Here is a 17,464-nt window from a genome sequence, read left to right as displayed (position 1 = left end):
TTTAAAATACCTATATTTTAAATAGTTATAATATTTACAATTGTTAACTTCCTATCAACAATATTCTATAAGAAACAAATCAAAGTAAAATATAAAAAAGTTATACTAGATATTAACAAGCTATAATAACCATCATTTATTTTTTAAAATTTTAAAAAGAAATTAATTATATAATATATAATGTGGATAACTTCAATTTAACATTAAAATAAAACGATTAAAAATAATAACCGTAGCTTTGTAAAAAATAAATAGCAAATCTTCTCCTAAAACAATAACGCTATTTAATAACAAAATTTCCAGTATCTTAGGAAATGAAAATGATTACAAAAATTTAAATGAGTAAAAAAAGAAAAGGAAAATCCAGAAGAAAAGGGATTTCCAACCTAACAAATACAATCTTAAGTATTTTAAAAAAAGAAAGAAACCAAGCCTTAAATTATAAACAAATAGCTGCTAAACTTGGAGTAAATGATGCAAGTAGCAGAAATCAAATTATAAAAAAATTACGCGATTTACAAGGAAAACAAGAAATTGAAGAAGTAGAACGTGGTAAGTATAAAGCTATTATAAGTACAGAATATTATACAGGCATCTTAGATTTAGCTGCTAAAGGTAATGGATATGTTATTTGTGATGAATTTGATGATGATGTATTTATAGCATCAAACAATATTAATAAGGCATTAGACGGTGATGAAGTAGAATTTTATGTTTATAAACGACGTAAACGTGGAAAATTAGAAGGTGAAATAACAGATATAATTAAACGTCAAAAAAGCGAATATGTTGGCGTTATTCAAATTCAGGATAAAAAGAATTTTGCATTTGTAATTGCAGATAGCAATAAAATGTATAAAGATATTTTTATACCTATTAATAAAACATTTAAAGCAGAAGATGGTGATAAAGTTTTAGTAAAGCTTGAGGATTGGCCAGAAAAAGCAGATTCTCCTTATGGTAAAGTAATTCAGGTTTTAGGAAAACCAGGAGATCATAATACTGAAATTCATGCTATTCTAGCAGAGTATGGTTTACCTCACGAATTTCCATACGAGATTGAAGAATTTGCTAATAAATTAGATACTTCAATTACTAAAGAAGAAATAGCTAAACGACGCGATATGCGTAAAGATTTAACCTTTACAATAGATCCTAAAGATGCTAAAGATTTTGATGATGCATTATCTTTTAAAATATTAGATAATGGTTTGTATGAAATAGGTATTCATATTGCCGATGTTTCACATTATTTACAAGAAGGCACTATTTTAGATGATGAAGCTTTTGAACGTGCTACATCTGTATATTTAGTAGATAGAGTAGTTCCAATGTTACCAGAAGTATTATCAAATAATGCATGTTCATTACGTCCACACGAAGAAAAATATACATTTTCTGCAGTATTTCAAATGAATGATAAATGTGAAATTAAGAACGAGTGGTTCGGACGTACTGTAACATATAGCGATGCACGTTTTGCTTATGAAGAAGCACAAGCTATAATTGAATCAAAAACTAACGATATCCCTGCAGCAGTTTCTTTAATTGGAAAAGTTTATAAAACAGATCAAGCTATTGCTGATGCTATTTTAAAAATGGATGAATTAGCAAAAACTATGCGAAGAAAACGTATGAGTTCTGGTGCTATTTCATTTGATAAAGTAGAGGTAAAGTTTAATTTAGATAAAGACAATAACCCAGAAGGTGTATTCTTTAAAACAAGTAAAGATGCTAATAAATTAATTGAAGAATTTATGTTATTAGCAAACCGTAAAGTATCAGAATTTATTGGTAAACAATCACCTAAAAAAACATTTGTATATCGTGTACATGATGAACCAGACGATAGTAAACTAGCTAGTTTACAAGGAATCGTATCAAAGTTTGGATATAAACTTAATTTTAAAGACCGTAAAACAACATCAGCTTCGCTTAATAATTTACTTAAAGAAGTTAATGGTAAAAAAGAACAAAATTTAGTTGATACACTAGCTATTCGTAGTATGAGTAAAGCTGAATATACGACACATAATATTGGACACTACGGATTAGCTTTTGATTATTACAGTCACTTTACATCACCAATTCGTCGTTATCCAGATGTTATGGCACATCGTTTATTACAACACTATTTAGATGGCGGGAAATCTGTTAATGAAGATGTTTATGAAGATAAATGTAATCATTCTAGTAATATGGAAAATTTAGCTACCAAAGCTGAGCGCGATTCAATAAAATACATGCAAATTAAATTTATGGAAGACCATAAAGATCAAGAGTTTGTTGGTGTAATTTCTGGAGTTACGGATTGGGGAATTTATGTAGAAATAATTTCTAATAAATGCGAAGGGATGGTAAGTGTTCGTGATATGAAAGATGATCATTATGCTTTTGATCAAGATCAATATGCTATGGTTGGTAGAAATACTAAAACCATGTATCAGCTAGGAGATGAAGTTATTGTAAAAGTTAAAAATACCGATTTAGTTAAGAAACATCTTGATTTTAATTTGATTGGAAAAAATGAAAGTTAATTGGGTTAAGAAAGGTTTATTTAATTTTTTTTAAAACAAAACAAAACTTTATGTAACATTTACAATAATTACAACTACTTATAAAAAAACAATTTATGATATTAACAACAACAAACACTATAGAAGGACATAAAATACAAGACTATTTAGGTATTGTATCAGGTATAGCGTATAATTCAAGTTATAAATATAAAGGCACAAGCGTTTCTTTTAAAGATATGTTTAAAATGTCTAAATATTATGAAGCTTATTCAGCTGGATTAGAGTTAATAAAAGAAGAAGCTTTTCAAAAATTAAATGATAATGCAATAGCATTAAAAGCAAATGCAGTTGTAGGTATAAAAATTGATATTGAGCCATTAGCAAACTCCTCCACTTTAATAGTTTCAATAACTGGAACAGCTGTAAAAGTTAATTAAATAATAAAATAAATTTTAGATATTAAAAAAGGGAATAATTATTGATAATTTTGCGTTAAGTAAAAAACCTTATTATTAATTAAGGTTGTTTAATAGCGAATTACGCTTGACTGATAAAAACAAAAAACCCTTAAAAAATGAAACAAATACTGTCAATTTTAGCAATTATTATTTCTTCAACTGTTTTTGCACAAGAATCCATAGAAAAGACAATAGGAGAGTTTAAAGAACTTAAAGTGTATGATTTAATTGAAGTTGAATTAATTAAATCTAAAGAAAACAAAATAATTATTACAGGAGAAAACAAAGAAGATGTTTTAATTAATAACAAAAATGGAAAGTTAAAAATTAAAATGAAATTAGAAGAAATTTTTGATGGTAATAAAACCTCAGTTAAGTTATATTATTCTAGTGTTGATATTATTGATGTTAATGAAGGGGCTAAAGTTTTTTCAGATGATAAAATAAAACAATTTGAAATTGATTTAAAAGCTCAAGAAGGCGGAAAGATTGACGTAAAACTAAATGTAACTTATGCAAATATTAAATCTGTAACAGGTGGCGTAATTAAAGCAACTGGTAAAGCTAAAAGTCAAGATATATCTATACTGACAGGAGGTGTTTATAAAGCAGGAGAACTTAAAACAGATAAAACTGAAGTTGCTATTAGAGCAGCTGGAGAAGCATATGTAAATGCCTCGAAATTAGTAGATATAAAAATTAGAGCCGGAGGTGATGTTTTTATATACGGCGATCCAGAAACAGTTAACGAAAGTAGAGTTTTTGGTGGGCGTGTAAAACGTATGAATTAGAAACCATTAAACATAAATTAAAAACCCGCTATTAATAGCGGGTTTTCTTTTCAAATAGTGTGTACAAGCAATTTAATAATCGTAAAATATTTCTTTACTTTGTGTAAAGCTTCACACAAATATGTTTGATGATATTTTAACAGCTATTCCTTTTGGAATAATTCTAGCCTTTACTATTGGCCCAGTTTTTTTTGTGCTTTTAGAAACCAGTGCCACAAAAGGGTTTAGAAGTGCATTAATATTTGATTTAGGCGTTATTCTTGCAGATATTATTTTTATTATAATTGCTTTTTATAGTACAAATAGCTTAAGAGGAAAAATAAAAGACGATCCTAGTTTTTTAATTTTTGGTGGTGTTTTATTAATAGTTTACGGTATTATTTCGTTTATAAAAACATCTAAATCGTTTCGATCTATAGTAAAAGAATATCATAAAGTAGAAATTCAAAAAGATTATGGTAAACTTTTTGTTAAAGGGTTTTTACTTAACTTCATTAACATAGGGGTTTTATTAGGCTGGTTAGGCTTTATTGTTTTAGGAGATTCGTTAACAACATCAAAGAATGGAGAAATAGTTTTCATTGTAACTATGTTAACCTCCTATTTTGTTGCAGATTTGTTTAAAATAGTAATAGCAAAGCGGCTAAAAGACAGATTAACCCCACGACTTATTTTTAAAACTAAAAAAATAATTGCTTTAGTTATTTTAGGTTTTGGAATACTACTACTCGTTCAAGGCTTATTTCCTGAAACTTACGAAAGAAATAAAGAAAAATTGGAGCAAATTAACCCTATAAAAGAAAAGCTTCCAGAGTAAAACTGAAAGCTTTTTTTGAGGCGTCGAGCGGATTCGAACCGCTGTAGAAGGTTTTGCAGACCTCTGCCTAGCCACTCGGCCACGACGCCATTAAATTTTTGCTATTAAAATATGTCTTAGACTATTTTTGAGAGGGTATCAAAAACTTGCTGCAAATGTAAAAAAAAATATAACTTTTCCTTACAAAAAATTAGATTTTACGCTTATCAGTCATTTTTATCGTTACACGTTCTACATCGCCTCCAATTGGAGGGTTTAGTTTACTTACCCAAACAGTAGCTTTTTTTACTAATTTATCTTCATTAAATATTCTATTAAGTATACGTTTTGCAACAGTTTCAAGTAGATGAGAAGGCTTTTCCATTTCTTCTTTAATAACCCTATTTAAAAACACATAGTCAACAGTATCAATAAGTTTATCGGTTTTTGCTGAAGCTTGTAAGTTTGCTTTAACTTCTAAATCTACCCGATAATCGCTTCCTATTTTGGTTTCTTCTTTTAAACAACCATGGTATGCAAATACGCGTATGTTTTCAACTTTTATAATTCCCATAAAGCAAAGTACTAGAATATTTAATTGGTAAACAAATCAAATATAATACTAATAACACTAGTTTTAGGTTTATAAAGCTTGGCTTAGATGAAGTAATTTACCAAAGGTTATATCATTTTTATAGCCAGATACTATATAACCAACAAATAATAGTTATATGTTTTTAGACCTTCCGATTTAATATATTGGAAGACCTTTTTACGTTTATATCTCGCTTTATTTCTATAAATTTGTGCTTTATTTTTAAAAGCATGTCTGAAGAAAAAAAGTCGCTTAATTTTTTAGAGCAAATTATTGAAGAAGATTTGGTTAACGGAATGCCAAAAGAAAATTTACGTTTTCGTTTTCCGCCAGAACCAAATGGTTATTTACATATTGGGCATACTAAAGCCATAGGTATTAGTTTTGGTTTGGGTGAAAAGTATAATGCGCCAGTAAATTTACGTTTTGATGACACAAACCCAGCAAAAGAAGAGCAAGAATATGTAGATGCTATAAAGCAAGATATTAATTGGTTAGGCTATAAGTGGGCAAATGAATTGTATTCTTCAGATTATTTTCAACAGCTTTATGACTGGGCTGTTTTACTTATTAAAGAAGGAAAGGCTTATGTAGACTCACAGTCTAGCGAAGCTATGGCTGAACAAAAAGGCACGCCAACACAACCAGGTGTTGATGGGCCATATAGAAACAGAAGTATTGCTGAAAACCTAGATTTATTTGAACGCATGAAAAATGGTGAGTTTGAAGAAGGCTCACATATTTTGCGTGCAAAAATAAATATGCAACACACAAATATGCTAATGCGTGACCCTATTATGTATCGCGTTTTAAAGAAACACCATCACAGAACAGGAAATGATTGGTGTATATACCCAATGTACGATTGGACACATGGCGAAAGCGATTATATTGAGCAAATATCACATTCATTATGTTCTTTAGAATTTAAGCCTCATAGAGAGCTTTACAACTGGTTTAAAGAGCAAGTGTATGCTTATAGCAAAAACAAGTATCCAGCGCTTCCTAAACAGCGTGAGTTTGCGCGCTTAAACTTGAGTTATACTATTATGAGTAAGCGTAAGCTACTACAATTAGTTGAAGCTAAAATCGTTTCTGGTTGGGACGACCCGCGTATGCCTACTATTTCTGGTTTACGCCGCCGAGGTTATACCCCTAACGCAATTAGAAAATTTATTGAAACCGTTGGTGTAGCAAAACGAGACAATGTAATAGATGTATCGCTTTTAGAGTTTTGTATTCGAGAAGATTTAAATAAAACAGCACCGCGAGTTATGGCGGTTTTAAACCCAATAAAATTAGTAATTACTAATTATCCTCAAGATAAAGAGGAGTGGCTTGACGCTGAAAATAATCAAGAAGATGAAAGAGCTGGTTTTAGAAAAGTACCTTTTTCGCGTGAATTGTATATTGAAAAAGAAGATTTTAAAGAAGAGGCTGGTAACAAGTTTTTTAGATTAAAACTAGGCGGAGAAGTGCGTCTTAAAAACGCTTATATTATTAAAGCTGATAGTGTTGTAAAAGATGCAAATGAAAATATTACAGAGGTACACTGCACATATAGTGAAGACACTTCAAAAAAGGTAAAGGGGACATTGCATTGGGTGTCAATAAAGCATGCAATAAAGGCTGAGGTTAGAGAATATGATAGGTTATTTAATGACGAAGCTCCAGATAGTCACCAAGATAAAACGTTTATGGATTTTATTAATCCAAACTCTTTAAAAGTTATTAAAGCCTTTGTTGAGCCTAGTTTAAAAGAAGCTAAGGCGGGAAATAGGTTTCAATTTCAACGATTAGGGTATTTTAATGTTGATAATGACTCAACTTCAAAAGCATTAATATTTAATAAAACTGTTGGTTTAAGAGATTCTTGGGCAAAACAAAAACCTAAAAACAATCAAACTCAACAAAAGAGTGCTGTTGGTAATAACAAAAGCGAACGAAAAGCGATCAGTATTATTCAGCAATTAGGAAAAAAATACACAAATCTACCTACTGAAAAGCAATTAAAAGTTAAAGCAGAAATTCAAGAATTAGCAAAAAAGGTGTCTTATGAAGACTTAGAACCTTTGTTTGCAACAGCTGTTAAAAAAGCAGGAACGCGTATTGCCACAATGTTGGCGTTAGGTGTTTTACTTAAAAATGGATTAGAACGAAATGAAGCAATAAATGAGTTTATTGCTAAAGCACTAGATGATAAAAACGAACTCTTAGTAGCTGAAGCTGAAGCAATTTAGAAAATAACAAAGTGTTAAATAAAAGAGCACATAAATTTTTTTAGCTATATTTAACTACTAACTAAAACAAATTATTATGGATTTTTTAAACTTCCCTGCAATTCTTGTTGCAGCTGTTTCTGCATTAGTTGTTGGATTTATTTGGTATAACCCAAAAGTTTTTGGCAATGCCTGGATGAAGGCAGCAGGCATGACAGACGAACAGGTAAAAGGCGGTAATATGGCGAAGATTTTTACTCTAGCCTTTATTTTTGCTTTTTTATTAGCCATGACTATGACGCAAATGAGTATTCATCAAACCGGAGCCTTAAGTTTAATTGGAGGTGATTCAAGTACGGCTCTTCCTTCTTATGCAGCATTTATGGCTGATTATGGAGACTCTTATAGAACATTTAAACACGGAGCACTGCATGGTGTTTTTGCAGGTATTTTTGTCGCTCTTCCTATTATTGGAACCAACGCTTTATTTGAACGCAAAGGTGCTAAATATATATTTATAAATAGCGGCTATTGGATTGTTACACTTGGTGTAATGGGAGCAATTGTATGTGGTTGGGTATAAATTTGTAAATTTTTAACATAAATAAAGACTGAGGTAATTAACTTCGGTCTTTTTTCTTTTTGTATTGATACATTATAAAATATATAGCACAGTTAGTCAGCTTCCTAATTCTTGGGATGCGCTTCAAAACCACGATATTTTTTTAAAAACATCATTTTTAAAAGGGCTAGAGTCTTCTTCACCTAGTAATATTACATCATACTATTTAGGTGTTTTTAAAGCTGAAAAATTAATCGCTATTGCTATTATTCAGCGAGTAGAAATGTACCTAGATGATATATTTAGAAAAACCTCAAACAACATTATTAAACAAGTTGCAAAACAATTGGTTTCAAAAATTATAAAAGGGAACGCGCTAATTGTTGGTAATTTAATGCATACCGGACAACACGGTTTGTGTTTTTTAAAAGAAGAAATATCTCAATCTGAATATCTAAATATTATTAATAAAGCTTTAAGCGATTTAACATTAGAAATTAAATCAAAGTTTAATAAAAAAATAAGAATCATTGCTTTTAAAGATTATTTTGAAAACAATACTATTCATAATGATTCTGAGTTTTTTAAAAATAACAACCTGTATAAAGTGCAAGTGCAACCAAATATGATACTTTCTATTTTAAATCACTGGAAGACACCAGAGGATTATATAGAAGCTTTCAATAAAAAATACAAAAGGCGCTATAAAACAGCACGAAAAAAAGCCAAAATGCTTGAGTGCAAAGAGTTAAACGAAGATTTTATTAAAAACAATTCTGAAACTATTTTTAAGTTATACGAAACTGTTTCAGACAATGCAGGGGTTAATTCATTCAAATTAAATAAAGCTCATTTTTATAATTTAAAAGCTAGCTTAAAAGAAAAATTTAAGGTTTACGGATATTTTTTAAATGAAGAATTAATAGGTTTTTATACTTTAATTTTAAATAATGATGTATTAGAAACATATTTTTTGGGTTACAATAAAGATTTACAACAAAAACATCAAATGTATTTAAATATGCTTTTTAATATGGCATTTTTTAGCATTGAAAATAATTTTAAAACCATTGTTTACGCCAGAACCGCTATGGAAATTAAAAGTTCTATTGGAGCAAAACCTAACACAATGCATGTGTATTTAAAACATACAAATAACTTTATAGCAAATACGGTTTTAAAGTGTATTGTAAAATATATGAATCCTATTAAAAAGTGGGAAGAAAGACACCCTTTTAAGTTATAAAAAGAAATACATATTAAGTAATTTAATAAGCTTTCGACTTATACCTTATAAATATGTAGTTATGAAAAAATTTATTTTTCTTGTTATTATCTTCCCTTTTTTTACTTTTTCCCAAACGATGGATAATAAAACACTTGAGAGTATTTATACTTCTGTAAGTGATTCTATTCAAGGGAAAAATGGTTCTTGGCATTTTTTTATTAAAGATATTCAGTTACTATCTATAACAGACACCAAGAATAATAGAATGCGAATTATTTCACCGATTGCAGATTCAAATAGTTTAAATAATGATTTGATTAAAGCTGCTCTAGTTGCAAACTTTCATACAGCTTTAGATGTTAAATATGCAGTTTCTGATGGTGTTTTATGGTCCGTATTTATTCACCCGCTAAAAGAATTATCTAAAAACCAAGTAAAAGATGCTGTTAGCCAAGTGTATTATGCGAATGTAAATTTTGGAAGCACATTTGCAAGCACATCGCTTGTTTTTCCTGGAAAGTTAAGTAAGGAGGAAAAACAAAAAGAAGAAGAGCCTAAACTTAGGAAGTTGTAAAAGCAATTTTTAACCGAGTTTAATAATACAAACCATTCTCTTTTATAGATTGAATTGCTTTTTTTTCATGGCTTTCTAAAGTATCAAACAATTCTTTATCTAGATTAGATTTTACGCCAATAAAAACCATTTTGAAACCTTTTAAAACTTCATTAAAAATTAGTTTTACTCTTTCCAAATGATAATCTGAAGTGATTACGGTTAAGTAACTATTTTCGATATTTTGAATTATAGGTTTAATTTTTACAGCATCATCAACTGTGTTTGATGATAAAGCAAAGTCTAAAAAAGCGCTCTCCGAAACCCCATTTTTAATAAGGTAAGTTTTGGAATATTCGGCATGAGGACTTTGGGTTGTATTAAAATGATCTCCCCATCCACCAGTACAAAGAATTTGTTTTCCTTCTAGGTAGTTTTCTAAACAGCAATTTAATCTGCTTTTTGAAATATTACTTAAAATGCCTTCAGGTGAGTTTGGAGACCCTAGAACAATTAAAACTTCTTTTTTCATGAGTTATATAAACAAAATAAAGCCCTCTAAGTATAAATTTAGAGGGCTGGTTTTTTAAAAACAAAGTTATTCGTTTTTATTCTTTTTAGAATTCTTCATGGCCTCACCAATCTGGTTACTAGCAGTAAAACTAGCTACCATATCATTTAGCATTTGACTACCAGCTTGTGGCGAATTTGGCAGTAAAATTAAGTTGCTATTGGTTTCTTGACCTATTGATTGAAGTGTATCATAATGTTGCGTTACTACAATTAAAGCAGATGCTTCCTGACTGTTAATACCAACTTTGTTTAACACCTCTACAGACTCTTCTAAACCGCGAGCAATTTCTCTACGTTGGTCAGCAATACCTTGACCTTGTAAACGCTTGCTTTCTGCTTCAGCTTTGGCGCGTTCAACTATTAAAATACGTTGTGCATCACCTTCAAATTGAGCTGCAATTTTTTCGCGTTCAGAAGCATTAATACGATTCATGGCTTCTTTTACTTGGCTATCAGGGTCAATATCTGTTACCAGTGTTTTAATAATATCATAACCATAGGTCATCATTGCTTCGTTTAACTCTCTTTTTACAGCTATAGCAATATCGTCTTTTTTTACAAACACATCATCTAGTTTCATTTTTGGAACTTCAGCACGCACCACATCAAAAACATAAGAGGTGATTTGATCGTGAGGATAATCTAACTTATAGAAAGCATCATACACCTTGTCTCTAATCACTTTGTATTGCACAGATACTTTTAGTTTTACAAATACATCGTCTAAAGTTTTGGTTTCAATAATAACATCTAGTTGTTGAATTTTTAAGCTTAGTCGACCAGCAATTCGGTCCACTAATGGAATTTTAAAACGAAGACCAGAATGTCGAATACTTTGAAACCTACCAAAACGCTCAACAATCACTGCGGTTTGTTGTTTAACAATAAAGAACGCTGAGATTAATATGATTAATCCAAAAAGAATAACGGGGATAAAAAACAAGTTCATAATAAATTTATTAAAATGGTTAGAAAAATTAAGATACAAAAATTATACTATATTTGGTTGTTTATAACCCAAACTATGAAATATAATCCGCTTTTCTTATTAGTAGCTATTTTACTATGTTTTGTTACAAAAAGTTTTTCGCAAAAAGGAAACTATCGCATTACTAACGGCTTTGGGGTAGTGGGAGGCATTACTCAATTTGATATTACTACAGACAATTTTATAACTAAAGAATCAAACGGATTTGTTGGAGGCTTAACAGCAACTGTTAATATTCCGGTTAGGTGGTACGACATAAGTTTTGGAATGCAGCTTTCTGAAAACACCATTGAAATTTCAGCAAGACCAAGCATGTTAAGTAATAGGAACCCTAACGAATTTATTAAATATAAAATGTTTGCTGCTCAAGTAGCGATGCTAATGCACATAAAAATAATTCCAAACCATTTTACTATTGATTTAGGGCCCATGCTTCAATACAACGGGGAACTAGAGCTTAACGAGGATGCAAAGAAAGGTTATTATATAAATAATTATAGCAATTTAATAGCGGGAGATATTTCAAGTATCTCTCAATTTAACATAAATGGGGCTATAGGAGCATCAGTTGGTATAAAAAACTTTAAGTTAAAAGCTCAGTATATTTATGGTTTTACTAATATTTTAAAGAAGCTAAATTCTCAAAGCCTTGATGCTTCTGGGGGCGCTACAAGTTTTAAAGGAAACCAAACCATGTTAGTTTTAGGAGGAATAATTTCGTTTTAGCTGTTTTATAAAATAGCAACCATTTTCTCTAAACGCTTCACACTTTCGTTTTTGCCAATTAAAAACATAATATCAAAAACATCAGGCCCTTTTAACGCACCAACTAAAGCTAAGCGTAATGGCATCATAACCTTTCCAAAGCCAATTTCATTAGATGTAATCCAGCCTTTAATATTAGTTTGAAGGTTTTCTACAGTAAAGACTTCAATATTGTTTATTATAGAAATTAATTCAGTCATTAATTCCTTGGTGCCGTCTTTAAATGCTTTTTTTGATGCCTTTTCATCATAAGATGTTGGTGGAGTAAAAAAGAAATGACTCAATTCCCAAAAATCAGAAATAAAAGTAGCGCGTTCTTTTATTAAACCAATAACCATTGAAATATAGTTTGCATCAATATTTGCTAATTCTGAATGATTATTTTTAAAGGCTTCAGCTAGCTCATCATTATTTTGTTCTTGCATGTAATGATGATTAAACCATTTGGTTTTATCGGGATCAAAACGTGCTCCGGCTTTATTAATTTTTGCTAAATCAAAAGTGTTTACTAGCTCTTCAAGATTAAATATTTCTTGTTCTGTTCCTGGATTCCAACCTAAAAAAGCTAAGAAATTAACAACGGCTTCTGGAAAATATCCAGCTTCCTTGTAGCCAATAGAAAGCTCGTTAGTGTTCTTGTCCAACCAGTTTAAAGGAAACACAGGTATCCCTAATTTAGAAGCATGCCTTTTACTTAATTTTCCTTTCCCTGTTGGATTCATTATTAATGGTAAATGTGCAAATTCTGGAGCTTCCCAACCAAAAGCTTTATATAGTTGATAGTGTAGTGCTAAACTTGGCAACCATTCTTCACCACGTATAACATGCGATATTTCCATTAAATGATCATCAACAATATTGGCTAAATGGTAGGTTGGCATGCCATCACTTTTAAACAACACTTTATCATCTAAAATATTTGTATCTATTTTAATGTCACCACGAATAATATCTTTTAAATGAAGTGTTTCGTCTTGGGGAGATTTAAATCGAATAACATAATCTTCGCCATCATCTAATTTTGCTTGAATTTTTTTTGCGCTAAGTGATAATGAATTATTTAGTTTTTGGCGATTATGCCAGTTATAAATAAAGGTTTTTCCTTTAGCTTCATGATCCTTTCTATGAAGATCTAAAGTTTCAGCAGTATCAAAAGCATAATATGCATTGCCAGAAGCAATTAATTCATCTGCATATTGTTTGTATAAATGTTTGCGTTCGCTTTGTCTGTATGGTCCAAATTTTTCGTTTTTGTTTACACCTTCATCATAAGGCATTCCACACCAATTTAAAGCATCAACAATATATTGTTCTGCCCCTTCAACATATCTATTTTGGTCGGTATCTTCAATTCTTAGAATGAAAGTGCCGTTGTGTTTTTTGGCAAATAAATAATTAAATAGAGCTGTACGAACTCCGCCAATATGTAAAGGTCCTGTTGGGCTTGGTGCAAAACGCACACGAACGTTTTTGGTCATGTTTTTAATTTATGACTGCAAAGATACAATTAACACTTAATTATAAACCTTATAAAAATAAAATTGTAGTTTAGTATGTTAAATGCCTTAAATACTATAATTGAATACTTTTAATAATATACAAACCAAGCTCGAACAATTTATTAACCGTTATTATACTAACGAGCTAATAAAAGGCACTATTTTGTTTGTTGCTATTGGGCTACTTTACTTTTTGTTTACATTATTTATTGAGTATGTTTTATGGTTAAACCCCTTGGCGAGAACCATTTTGTTTTGGATGTTTATTTTAGTTGAGGTTGTTTTGCTTGCTAAGTTTGTTGTTAGCCCATTAGCAAAATTAGTGAAACTCAAAAAAGGCATAAATTATATTGATGCTTCAAAAATTATTGGAAAACATTTTCCTGAGGTAAATGATAAGTTATTGAATGTTATTCAGCTTAAAGAAAATCAATCAGAGTCAGAATTATTGCTGGCAAGTATTGAACAAAAATCATTAGAATTAAAGCCTATTCCGTTTAAATTAGCTATTAATTTTAAAAAGAACACCGTTTATTTAAAATACGCTGCAATTCCTATTTTAATTATTTTAATTACGTTTTTAACAGGGCATTCTAATTGGTTTAGCGATAGCTACGAGCGCGTTATTCATTATAAAACAGCCTATCAACCGCCAGCACCATTTGAGTTTTTTGTAGTTAATAATGATTTGAAAGTTATTGAAAATAAAGATTTTAAATTACAAGTTAAAACTGCTGGCGATGTAATTCCAGAAAATGTACAAATACTTTATAACAACGAAAGCTATTTTTTAAAACAAAAAAACATAGGAGAGTTTGAATATATATTTTCACAGCCAAAAACAAATATTGAGTTTCAATTAACAGCGAATGATGTAACGTCAAAACCTTACACATTAAGCATTGTAGAAACCCCTTCGTTATTGAGCTTTGAAATGGTATTAGATTACCCAAATCACACTAAAAAGAAGAATGATATTTTAAAAAGCACAGGAAATGCTATAGTGCCAGAAGGCACTAATGTAACATGGTTGCTCAAAACAAGATCTACCGATAATGTGCATTTGTATAGCAAAGACACGCTAAACTTTTCTACTGATGAATCTAATAATTTTAAGTTGTCTAAACAACTCTATAATCATTTAAACTATAGTTTAAGCACCAGCAATGCTAATCTTAAAAATTACGAAAACCTTACTTTTAGAATAGATGTGGTTAAAGACGAATACCCGGAGCTTAACTTAAAAATGGAGCTTGATAGTTTAGATTTGCAAACACTTTATTTTTATGGTCAAATAAGTGATGATTATGGTTTTAGTAAGCTTCAAATGGTTTATTATCCAATAAATAATGAATCGAAAAAACAAATAGAAAACATACCAATATCTAAAACTAATATTGATGATTTTATTACAGCGTTCCCTAATAATTTAAATATTGAAGAAGGTGTAGGGTATGAATTGTATTTTCAAGTATTTGATAATGATGTAGTTAACAGATATAAGCAAACAAAAAGCAATGTATTTACCTATAGAAAAAGAACTAAAGAAGAAGAAGAGCAAAAGCAATTAGATGAACAAAACGAAACAATTAAAGATTTAAACAAATCTTTAGAAAAGTTTGAAGAACAAGAAAAAAAGCTTGAAGAGTTATCTAAAAACCAAAAAGAAAAATCAAATTTAAATTTTAATGATAAAAAGAAATTAGAGTCATTTTTAAAGCGTCAGAAGCAGCAAGATGAGATGATGAAAAACTTTAACAAAAAGCTTAAAGATAACTTAGATAATTTCCAAAAAGAAAAACTTGAAGAAGATGCTTTTAAAGAAGATTTGAAAAAACGTTTAAAAGAAAATGAAGAGCAATTAAAAAAAGACGAAAAGCTTTTGGAGGAATTAAAAAAAATCCAAGAAAAAATAAACAAAGAAGAGTTAACTCAAAAATTAGAACAACTAGCAAAACAGAACAAGAATAAAAAAAGAAGCTTGCAGCAATTACTAGAGCTCACTAAAAGGTTTTATGTTGAGAAGAAACTAGAAAAGCTTAAAAGTGATTTGGAAAGTTTAGCAGAGGAGCAAGAAGAATTATCAAACAAAGAAGATGAAGAGAATACCAAGGAAGCACAGGATAAATTAAACGAAGAATTTAAAAAGCTTAAAGAAGCCCTTGAGCAGCTAGAGAAAGATAGTAAGGCCTTAAAAAAACCTATTGATATTCCGAGAGATAAATTAGACGAAAAGGAAATTAGTGATGAACAGAAAAAAGCTTCTAAAGAATTAGAAAAAAGTGAGGAGCAAAAAAACAATGAACAACAAAAACCTAATAATAACGAAGATCAAAATAAAAAGAACGCTCAGAAAAACCAAAAGAAGGCGGCTCAAAAAATGAAGGAAATGAGTGAAAAAATGCAAAGTTCTATGAGTGGAGGTGAAGCCAATCAAATGCAGGAAGATGCTGAATCACTAAGGCAAATTCTTGATAATTTAGTGTTGTTTTCTTTTGACCAAGAAGCACTCATGAATCAATTTAAAACCATTGAAGTTAATCACAATAAATATGCATCTTTTTTAAGAAAACAACAAAACCTTAAAGAGCATTTTGAGCATATTGATGATAGTTTGTTTGCGTTATCATTACGTCAACCAAAATTATCAGAAACCGTTAACAAAGAAATAACAGAAGTTTTTTATAATATAGACAAAGCATTGAGTCTGTTGGCTGAAAACCAACTTTATCAAGGTGTTTCAAATCAGCAATTTACAATCACGGCAGCTAATAATTTAGCCGATTTTTTAAGCGATGTTTTGGATAATATGCAGGAGAATATGAGCATGTCTCAAGGAAAAGGTGGAAAAGGAGATATGCAACTTCCAGATATTATTATGAGTCAAGAACAACTCAATAAAATGATGGAAGAAGGAATGAAAAAAGGTAAAGGAGAGAAACCTGAAAAAGGCGAAGGTGAAAAAGATGGCAAAGGTGATAAAAAAGGACTAAATGAAGAGGGAGGGAAAGATGGCGATAAAGAAGGAAAAGGAAATCAAGGAAATCAAAATGGCTCTGAAGGAGAAGGGCTTAATGAAGATTTAAACGGCAAGTTATATGAGATTTATCAACAGCAACAAGAATTGCGAAACGCTTTACAAGAACGATTATCAAAAGAAGGCAAGGGAGCGAAAGGAAATGGTGAAGCGCTTTTAAAAAAAATGGAGGAGATTGAACTGGATTTATTAAACAAAGGTTTCACGAATCAAACTCTTCAAAAGATGATGCAATTGAAGCATCAGCTCTTAAAAATGGAAAACGCCACTTTTCAACAAGGAGAGGATAACAAACGAGAGTCTGAATCAAATAAAAACAATTTTGATAATAACACGAACAATCAAATCCCGTCTGCTAAACAATATTTTAATACAACTGAAATATTGAATAGACAAACCTTACCTTTGCGTCAAATTTATAGAAAGAAAGTACAAGAGTATTTTAAAAAGGCAAATGATTGATTTTAATTACGAAACCGAATTTTTATTAGATAATTCTAACGAAGTTTCTGCTTGGATTTCTAATGTAATTTCAGATGAAGGGTTTAAGGAAGGTGATATAAATTATGTTTTTTGTAATGATGATTACTTGCACAACATAAACGTAGAATTTCTTAATCATGATACTTTAACCGATATTATTAGTTTCGATTATTCAGTCGGAAAAATAATACAAGGCGATATTTTTATATCTATAGAACGCGTAAAAGATAATGCTGCTGATTTTAAGGTTTCATTTCAAGAAGAGTTGCACCGAGTTATTATTCATGGTATTTTACATTATTGTGGCTATAAAGACAAGACAAATGAAGACGCTAAATTGATGAGGCAAAAAGAAAACCACTACTTAAAATCACTCAACTAAATATTCAAGAATTCAG

At 30.1% G+C, this 17,464-nt stretch carries 15 protein-coding genes and 1 tRNA gene; 11 read left to right on the top strand and 5 right to left on the bottom strand.

The window, feature by feature from the left end; translation table 11 throughout:
• Positions 1-338: 338 nt before the first annotated feature.
• The 4 genes from rnr (at position 339) to M3P09_RS00490 (ending at position 4,585) form a co-directional block, all read left to right on the top strand.
• A complete protein-coding gene (gene rnr / locus M3P09_RS00505) occupies positions 339-2,537 on the top strand; it encodes a ribonuclease R (protein WP_249971632.1) in 2,199 nt (732 codons plus the stop codon).
• Between the two features lie 95 nt (positions 2,538-2,632).
• Positions 2,633-2,956 (top strand): YbjQ family protein, encoded by a 324-nt coding sequence (locus M3P09_RS00500; RefSeq protein ID WP_099565156.1) that lies wholly within the window; start codon positions 2,633-2,635, stop codon positions 2,954-2,956.
• Between the two features lie 137 nt (positions 2,957-3,093).
• Positions 3,094-3,768 (top strand): head GIN domain-containing protein, encoded by a 675-nt coding sequence (locus tag M3P09_RS00495; protein ID WP_099565157.1) that lies wholly within the window; start codon positions 3,094-3,096, stop codon positions 3,766-3,768.
• Positions 3,769-3,889: 121 nt separating this feature from the next.
• Positions 3,890-4,585: a LysE family translocator gene (locus tag M3P09_RS00490; protein WP_099565158.1), complete on the top strand. Its 696-nt coding sequence runs from the start codon at positions 3,890-3,892 to the stop codon at positions 4,583-4,585.
• Positions 4,586-4,603: 18 nt separating this feature from the next.
• Here the strand turns inward: M3P09_RS00490 and M3P09_RS00485 are convergent.
• Positions 4,604-4,674, bottom strand: a tRNA-Cys gene (locus M3P09_RS00485).
• Positions 4,675-4,775: 101 nt separating this feature from the next.
• Entirely contained in the window at positions 4,776-5,138 is a 363-nt protein-coding gene (gene folB / locus M3P09_RS00480) for a dihydroneopterin aldolase (RefSeq protein WP_249971631.1), read from the bottom strand.
• A 251-nt stretch (positions 5,139-5,389) separates the two neighbouring features.
• Between folB and M3P09_RS00475 the strand changes: the two genes are divergently transcribed.
• The 4 genes from M3P09_RS00475 to M3P09_RS00460 all read left to right on the top strand — a co-directional run bounded on the left by M3P09_RS00475 (position 5,390) and on the right by M3P09_RS00460 (position 9,742).
• Positions 5,390-7,399 (top strand): glutamine--tRNA ligase/YqeY domain fusion protein, encoded by a 2,010-nt coding sequence (locus M3P09_RS00475; protein WP_249971630.1) that lies wholly within the window; start codon positions 5,390-5,392, stop codon positions 7,397-7,399.
• A gap of 76 nt (positions 7,400-7,475) precedes the next feature.
• Positions 7,476-7,961 (top strand): DUF1761 domain-containing protein, encoded by a 486-nt coding sequence (locus M3P09_RS00470; RefSeq protein ID WP_249971629.1) that lies wholly within the window; start codon positions 7,476-7,478, stop codon positions 7,959-7,961.
• Between the two features lie 64 nt (positions 7,962-8,025).
• Complete coding sequence (locus M3P09_RS00465) at positions 8,026-9,186, top strand: GNAT family N-acetyltransferase (protein ID WP_249971628.1); 1,161 nt, start codon at positions 8,026-8,028, stop codon at positions 9,184-9,186.
• Between the two features lie 61 nt (positions 9,187-9,247).
• Entirely contained in the window at positions 9,248-9,742 is a 495-nt protein-coding gene (locus M3P09_RS00460) for a hypothetical protein (protein ID WP_249971627.1), read from the top strand.
• A gap of 19 nt (positions 9,743-9,761) precedes the next feature.
• On the opposite strand, the gene M3P09_RS00455 is transcribed toward M3P09_RS00460, so the two are convergent.
• Positions 9,762-10,253 carry a YdcF family protein gene (locus tag M3P09_RS00455; protein ID WP_249971626.1) on the bottom strand — a complete coding sequence of 164 codons (492 nt, stop codon included), beginning with the start codon at positions 10,251-10,253 and terminating at the stop codon, positions 9,762-9,764.
• Between the two features lie 66 nt (positions 10,254-10,319).
• Complete coding sequence (locus M3P09_RS00450; RefSeq protein ID WP_249971625.1) at positions 10,320-11,243, bottom strand: SPFH domain-containing protein; 924 nt, start codon at positions 11,241-11,243, stop codon at positions 10,320-10,322.
• 75 nt (positions 11,244-11,318) lie between these two features.
• On the opposite strand from M3P09_RS00450, the gene M3P09_RS00445 reads away from it, so the two are divergent.
• Positions 11,319-12,008 (top strand): hypothetical protein, encoded by a 690-nt coding sequence (locus tag M3P09_RS00445; protein ID WP_249971624.1) that lies wholly within the window; start codon positions 11,319-11,321, stop codon positions 12,006-12,008.
• 5 nt (positions 12,009-12,013) lie between these two features.
• Here M3P09_RS00445 and gltX read toward each other — a convergent pair whose 3' ends face one another.
• Entirely contained in the window at positions 12,014-13,525 is a 1,512-nt protein-coding gene (gltX, locus tag M3P09_RS00440; RefSeq protein WP_249971623.1) for a glutamate--tRNA ligase, read from the bottom strand.
• Between the two features lie 100 nt (positions 13,526-13,625).
• Between gltX and M3P09_RS00435 the strand changes: the two genes are divergently transcribed.
• Positions 13,626-17,045, top strand: coding sequence for a hypothetical protein (locus M3P09_RS00435; protein WP_249971622.1), 3,420 nt, complete (start codon positions 13,626-13,628; stop codon positions 17,043-17,045).
• Positions 17,038-17,448 (top strand): rRNA maturation RNase YbeY, encoded by a 411-nt coding sequence (ybeY, locus tag M3P09_RS00430; RefSeq protein WP_249971621.1) that lies wholly within the window; start codon positions 17,038-17,040, stop codon positions 17,446-17,448. The genes M3P09_RS00435 and ybeY overlap by 8 nt, the downstream gene beginning before the upstream one ends.
• Positions 17,449-17,464 lie beyond the last annotated feature (16 nt).

Origin of the sequence: Jejuia spongiicola (assembly GCF_023502325.1) — a bacterium.
In the GTDB taxonomy this organism is placed as follows: Bacteria; Bacteroidota; Bacteroidia; order Flavobacteriales; family Flavobacteriaceae; genus Wocania_A; species Wocania_A spongiicola.
This window is presented reverse-complemented; position numbering and strand designations above follow the sequence as displayed.

Coding starts and splice junctions, on each gene's coding strand:
- rnr (WP_249971632.1), top strand. CDS start 339: ATGAGTAAAAAAAGAAAAGGAAAATCCAGAAGAAAAGGGATTTCCAAC.
- M3P09_RS00500 (WP_099565156.1), top strand. CDS start 2,633: ATGATATTAACAACAACAAACACTATAGAAGGACATAAAATACAAGAC.
- M3P09_RS00495 (WP_099565157.1), top strand. CDS start 3,094: ATGAAACAAATACTGTCAATTTTAGCAATTATTATTTCTTCAACTGTT.
- M3P09_RS00490 (WP_099565158.1), top strand. CDS start 3,890: ATGTTTGATGATATTTTAACAGCTATTCCTTTTGGAATAATTCTAGCC.
- folB (WP_249971631.1), bottom strand. CDS start 5,138: ATGGGAATTATAAAAGTTGAAAACATACGCGTATTTGCATACCATGGT.
- M3P09_RS00475 (WP_249971630.1), top strand. CDS start 5,390: ATGTCTGAAGAAAAAAAGTCGCTTAATTTTTTAGAGCAAATTATTGAA.
- M3P09_RS00470 (WP_249971629.1), top strand. CDS start 7,476: ATGGATTTTTTAAACTTCCCTGCAATTCTTGTTGCAGCTGTTTCTGCA.
- M3P09_RS00460 (WP_249971627.1), top strand. CDS start 9,248: ATGAAAAAATTTATTTTTCTTGTTATTATCTTCCCTTTTTTTACTTTT.
- M3P09_RS00455 (WP_249971626.1), bottom strand. CDS start 10,253: ATGAAAAAAGAAGTTTTAATTGTTCTAGGGTCTCCAAACTCACCTGAA.
- M3P09_RS00450 (WP_249971625.1), bottom strand. CDS start 11,243: ATGAACTTGTTTTTTATCCCCGTTATTCTTTTTGGATTAATCATATTA.
- M3P09_RS00445 (WP_249971624.1), top strand. CDS start 11,319: ATGAAATATAATCCGCTTTTCTTATTAGTAGCTATTTTACTATGTTTT.
- gltX (WP_249971623.1), bottom strand. CDS start 13,525: ATGACCAAAAACGTTCGTGTGCGTTTTGCACCAAGCCCAACAGGACCT.
- ybeY (WP_249971621.1), top strand. CDS start 17,038: ATGATTGATTTTAATTACGAAACCGAATTTTTATTAGATAATTCTAAC.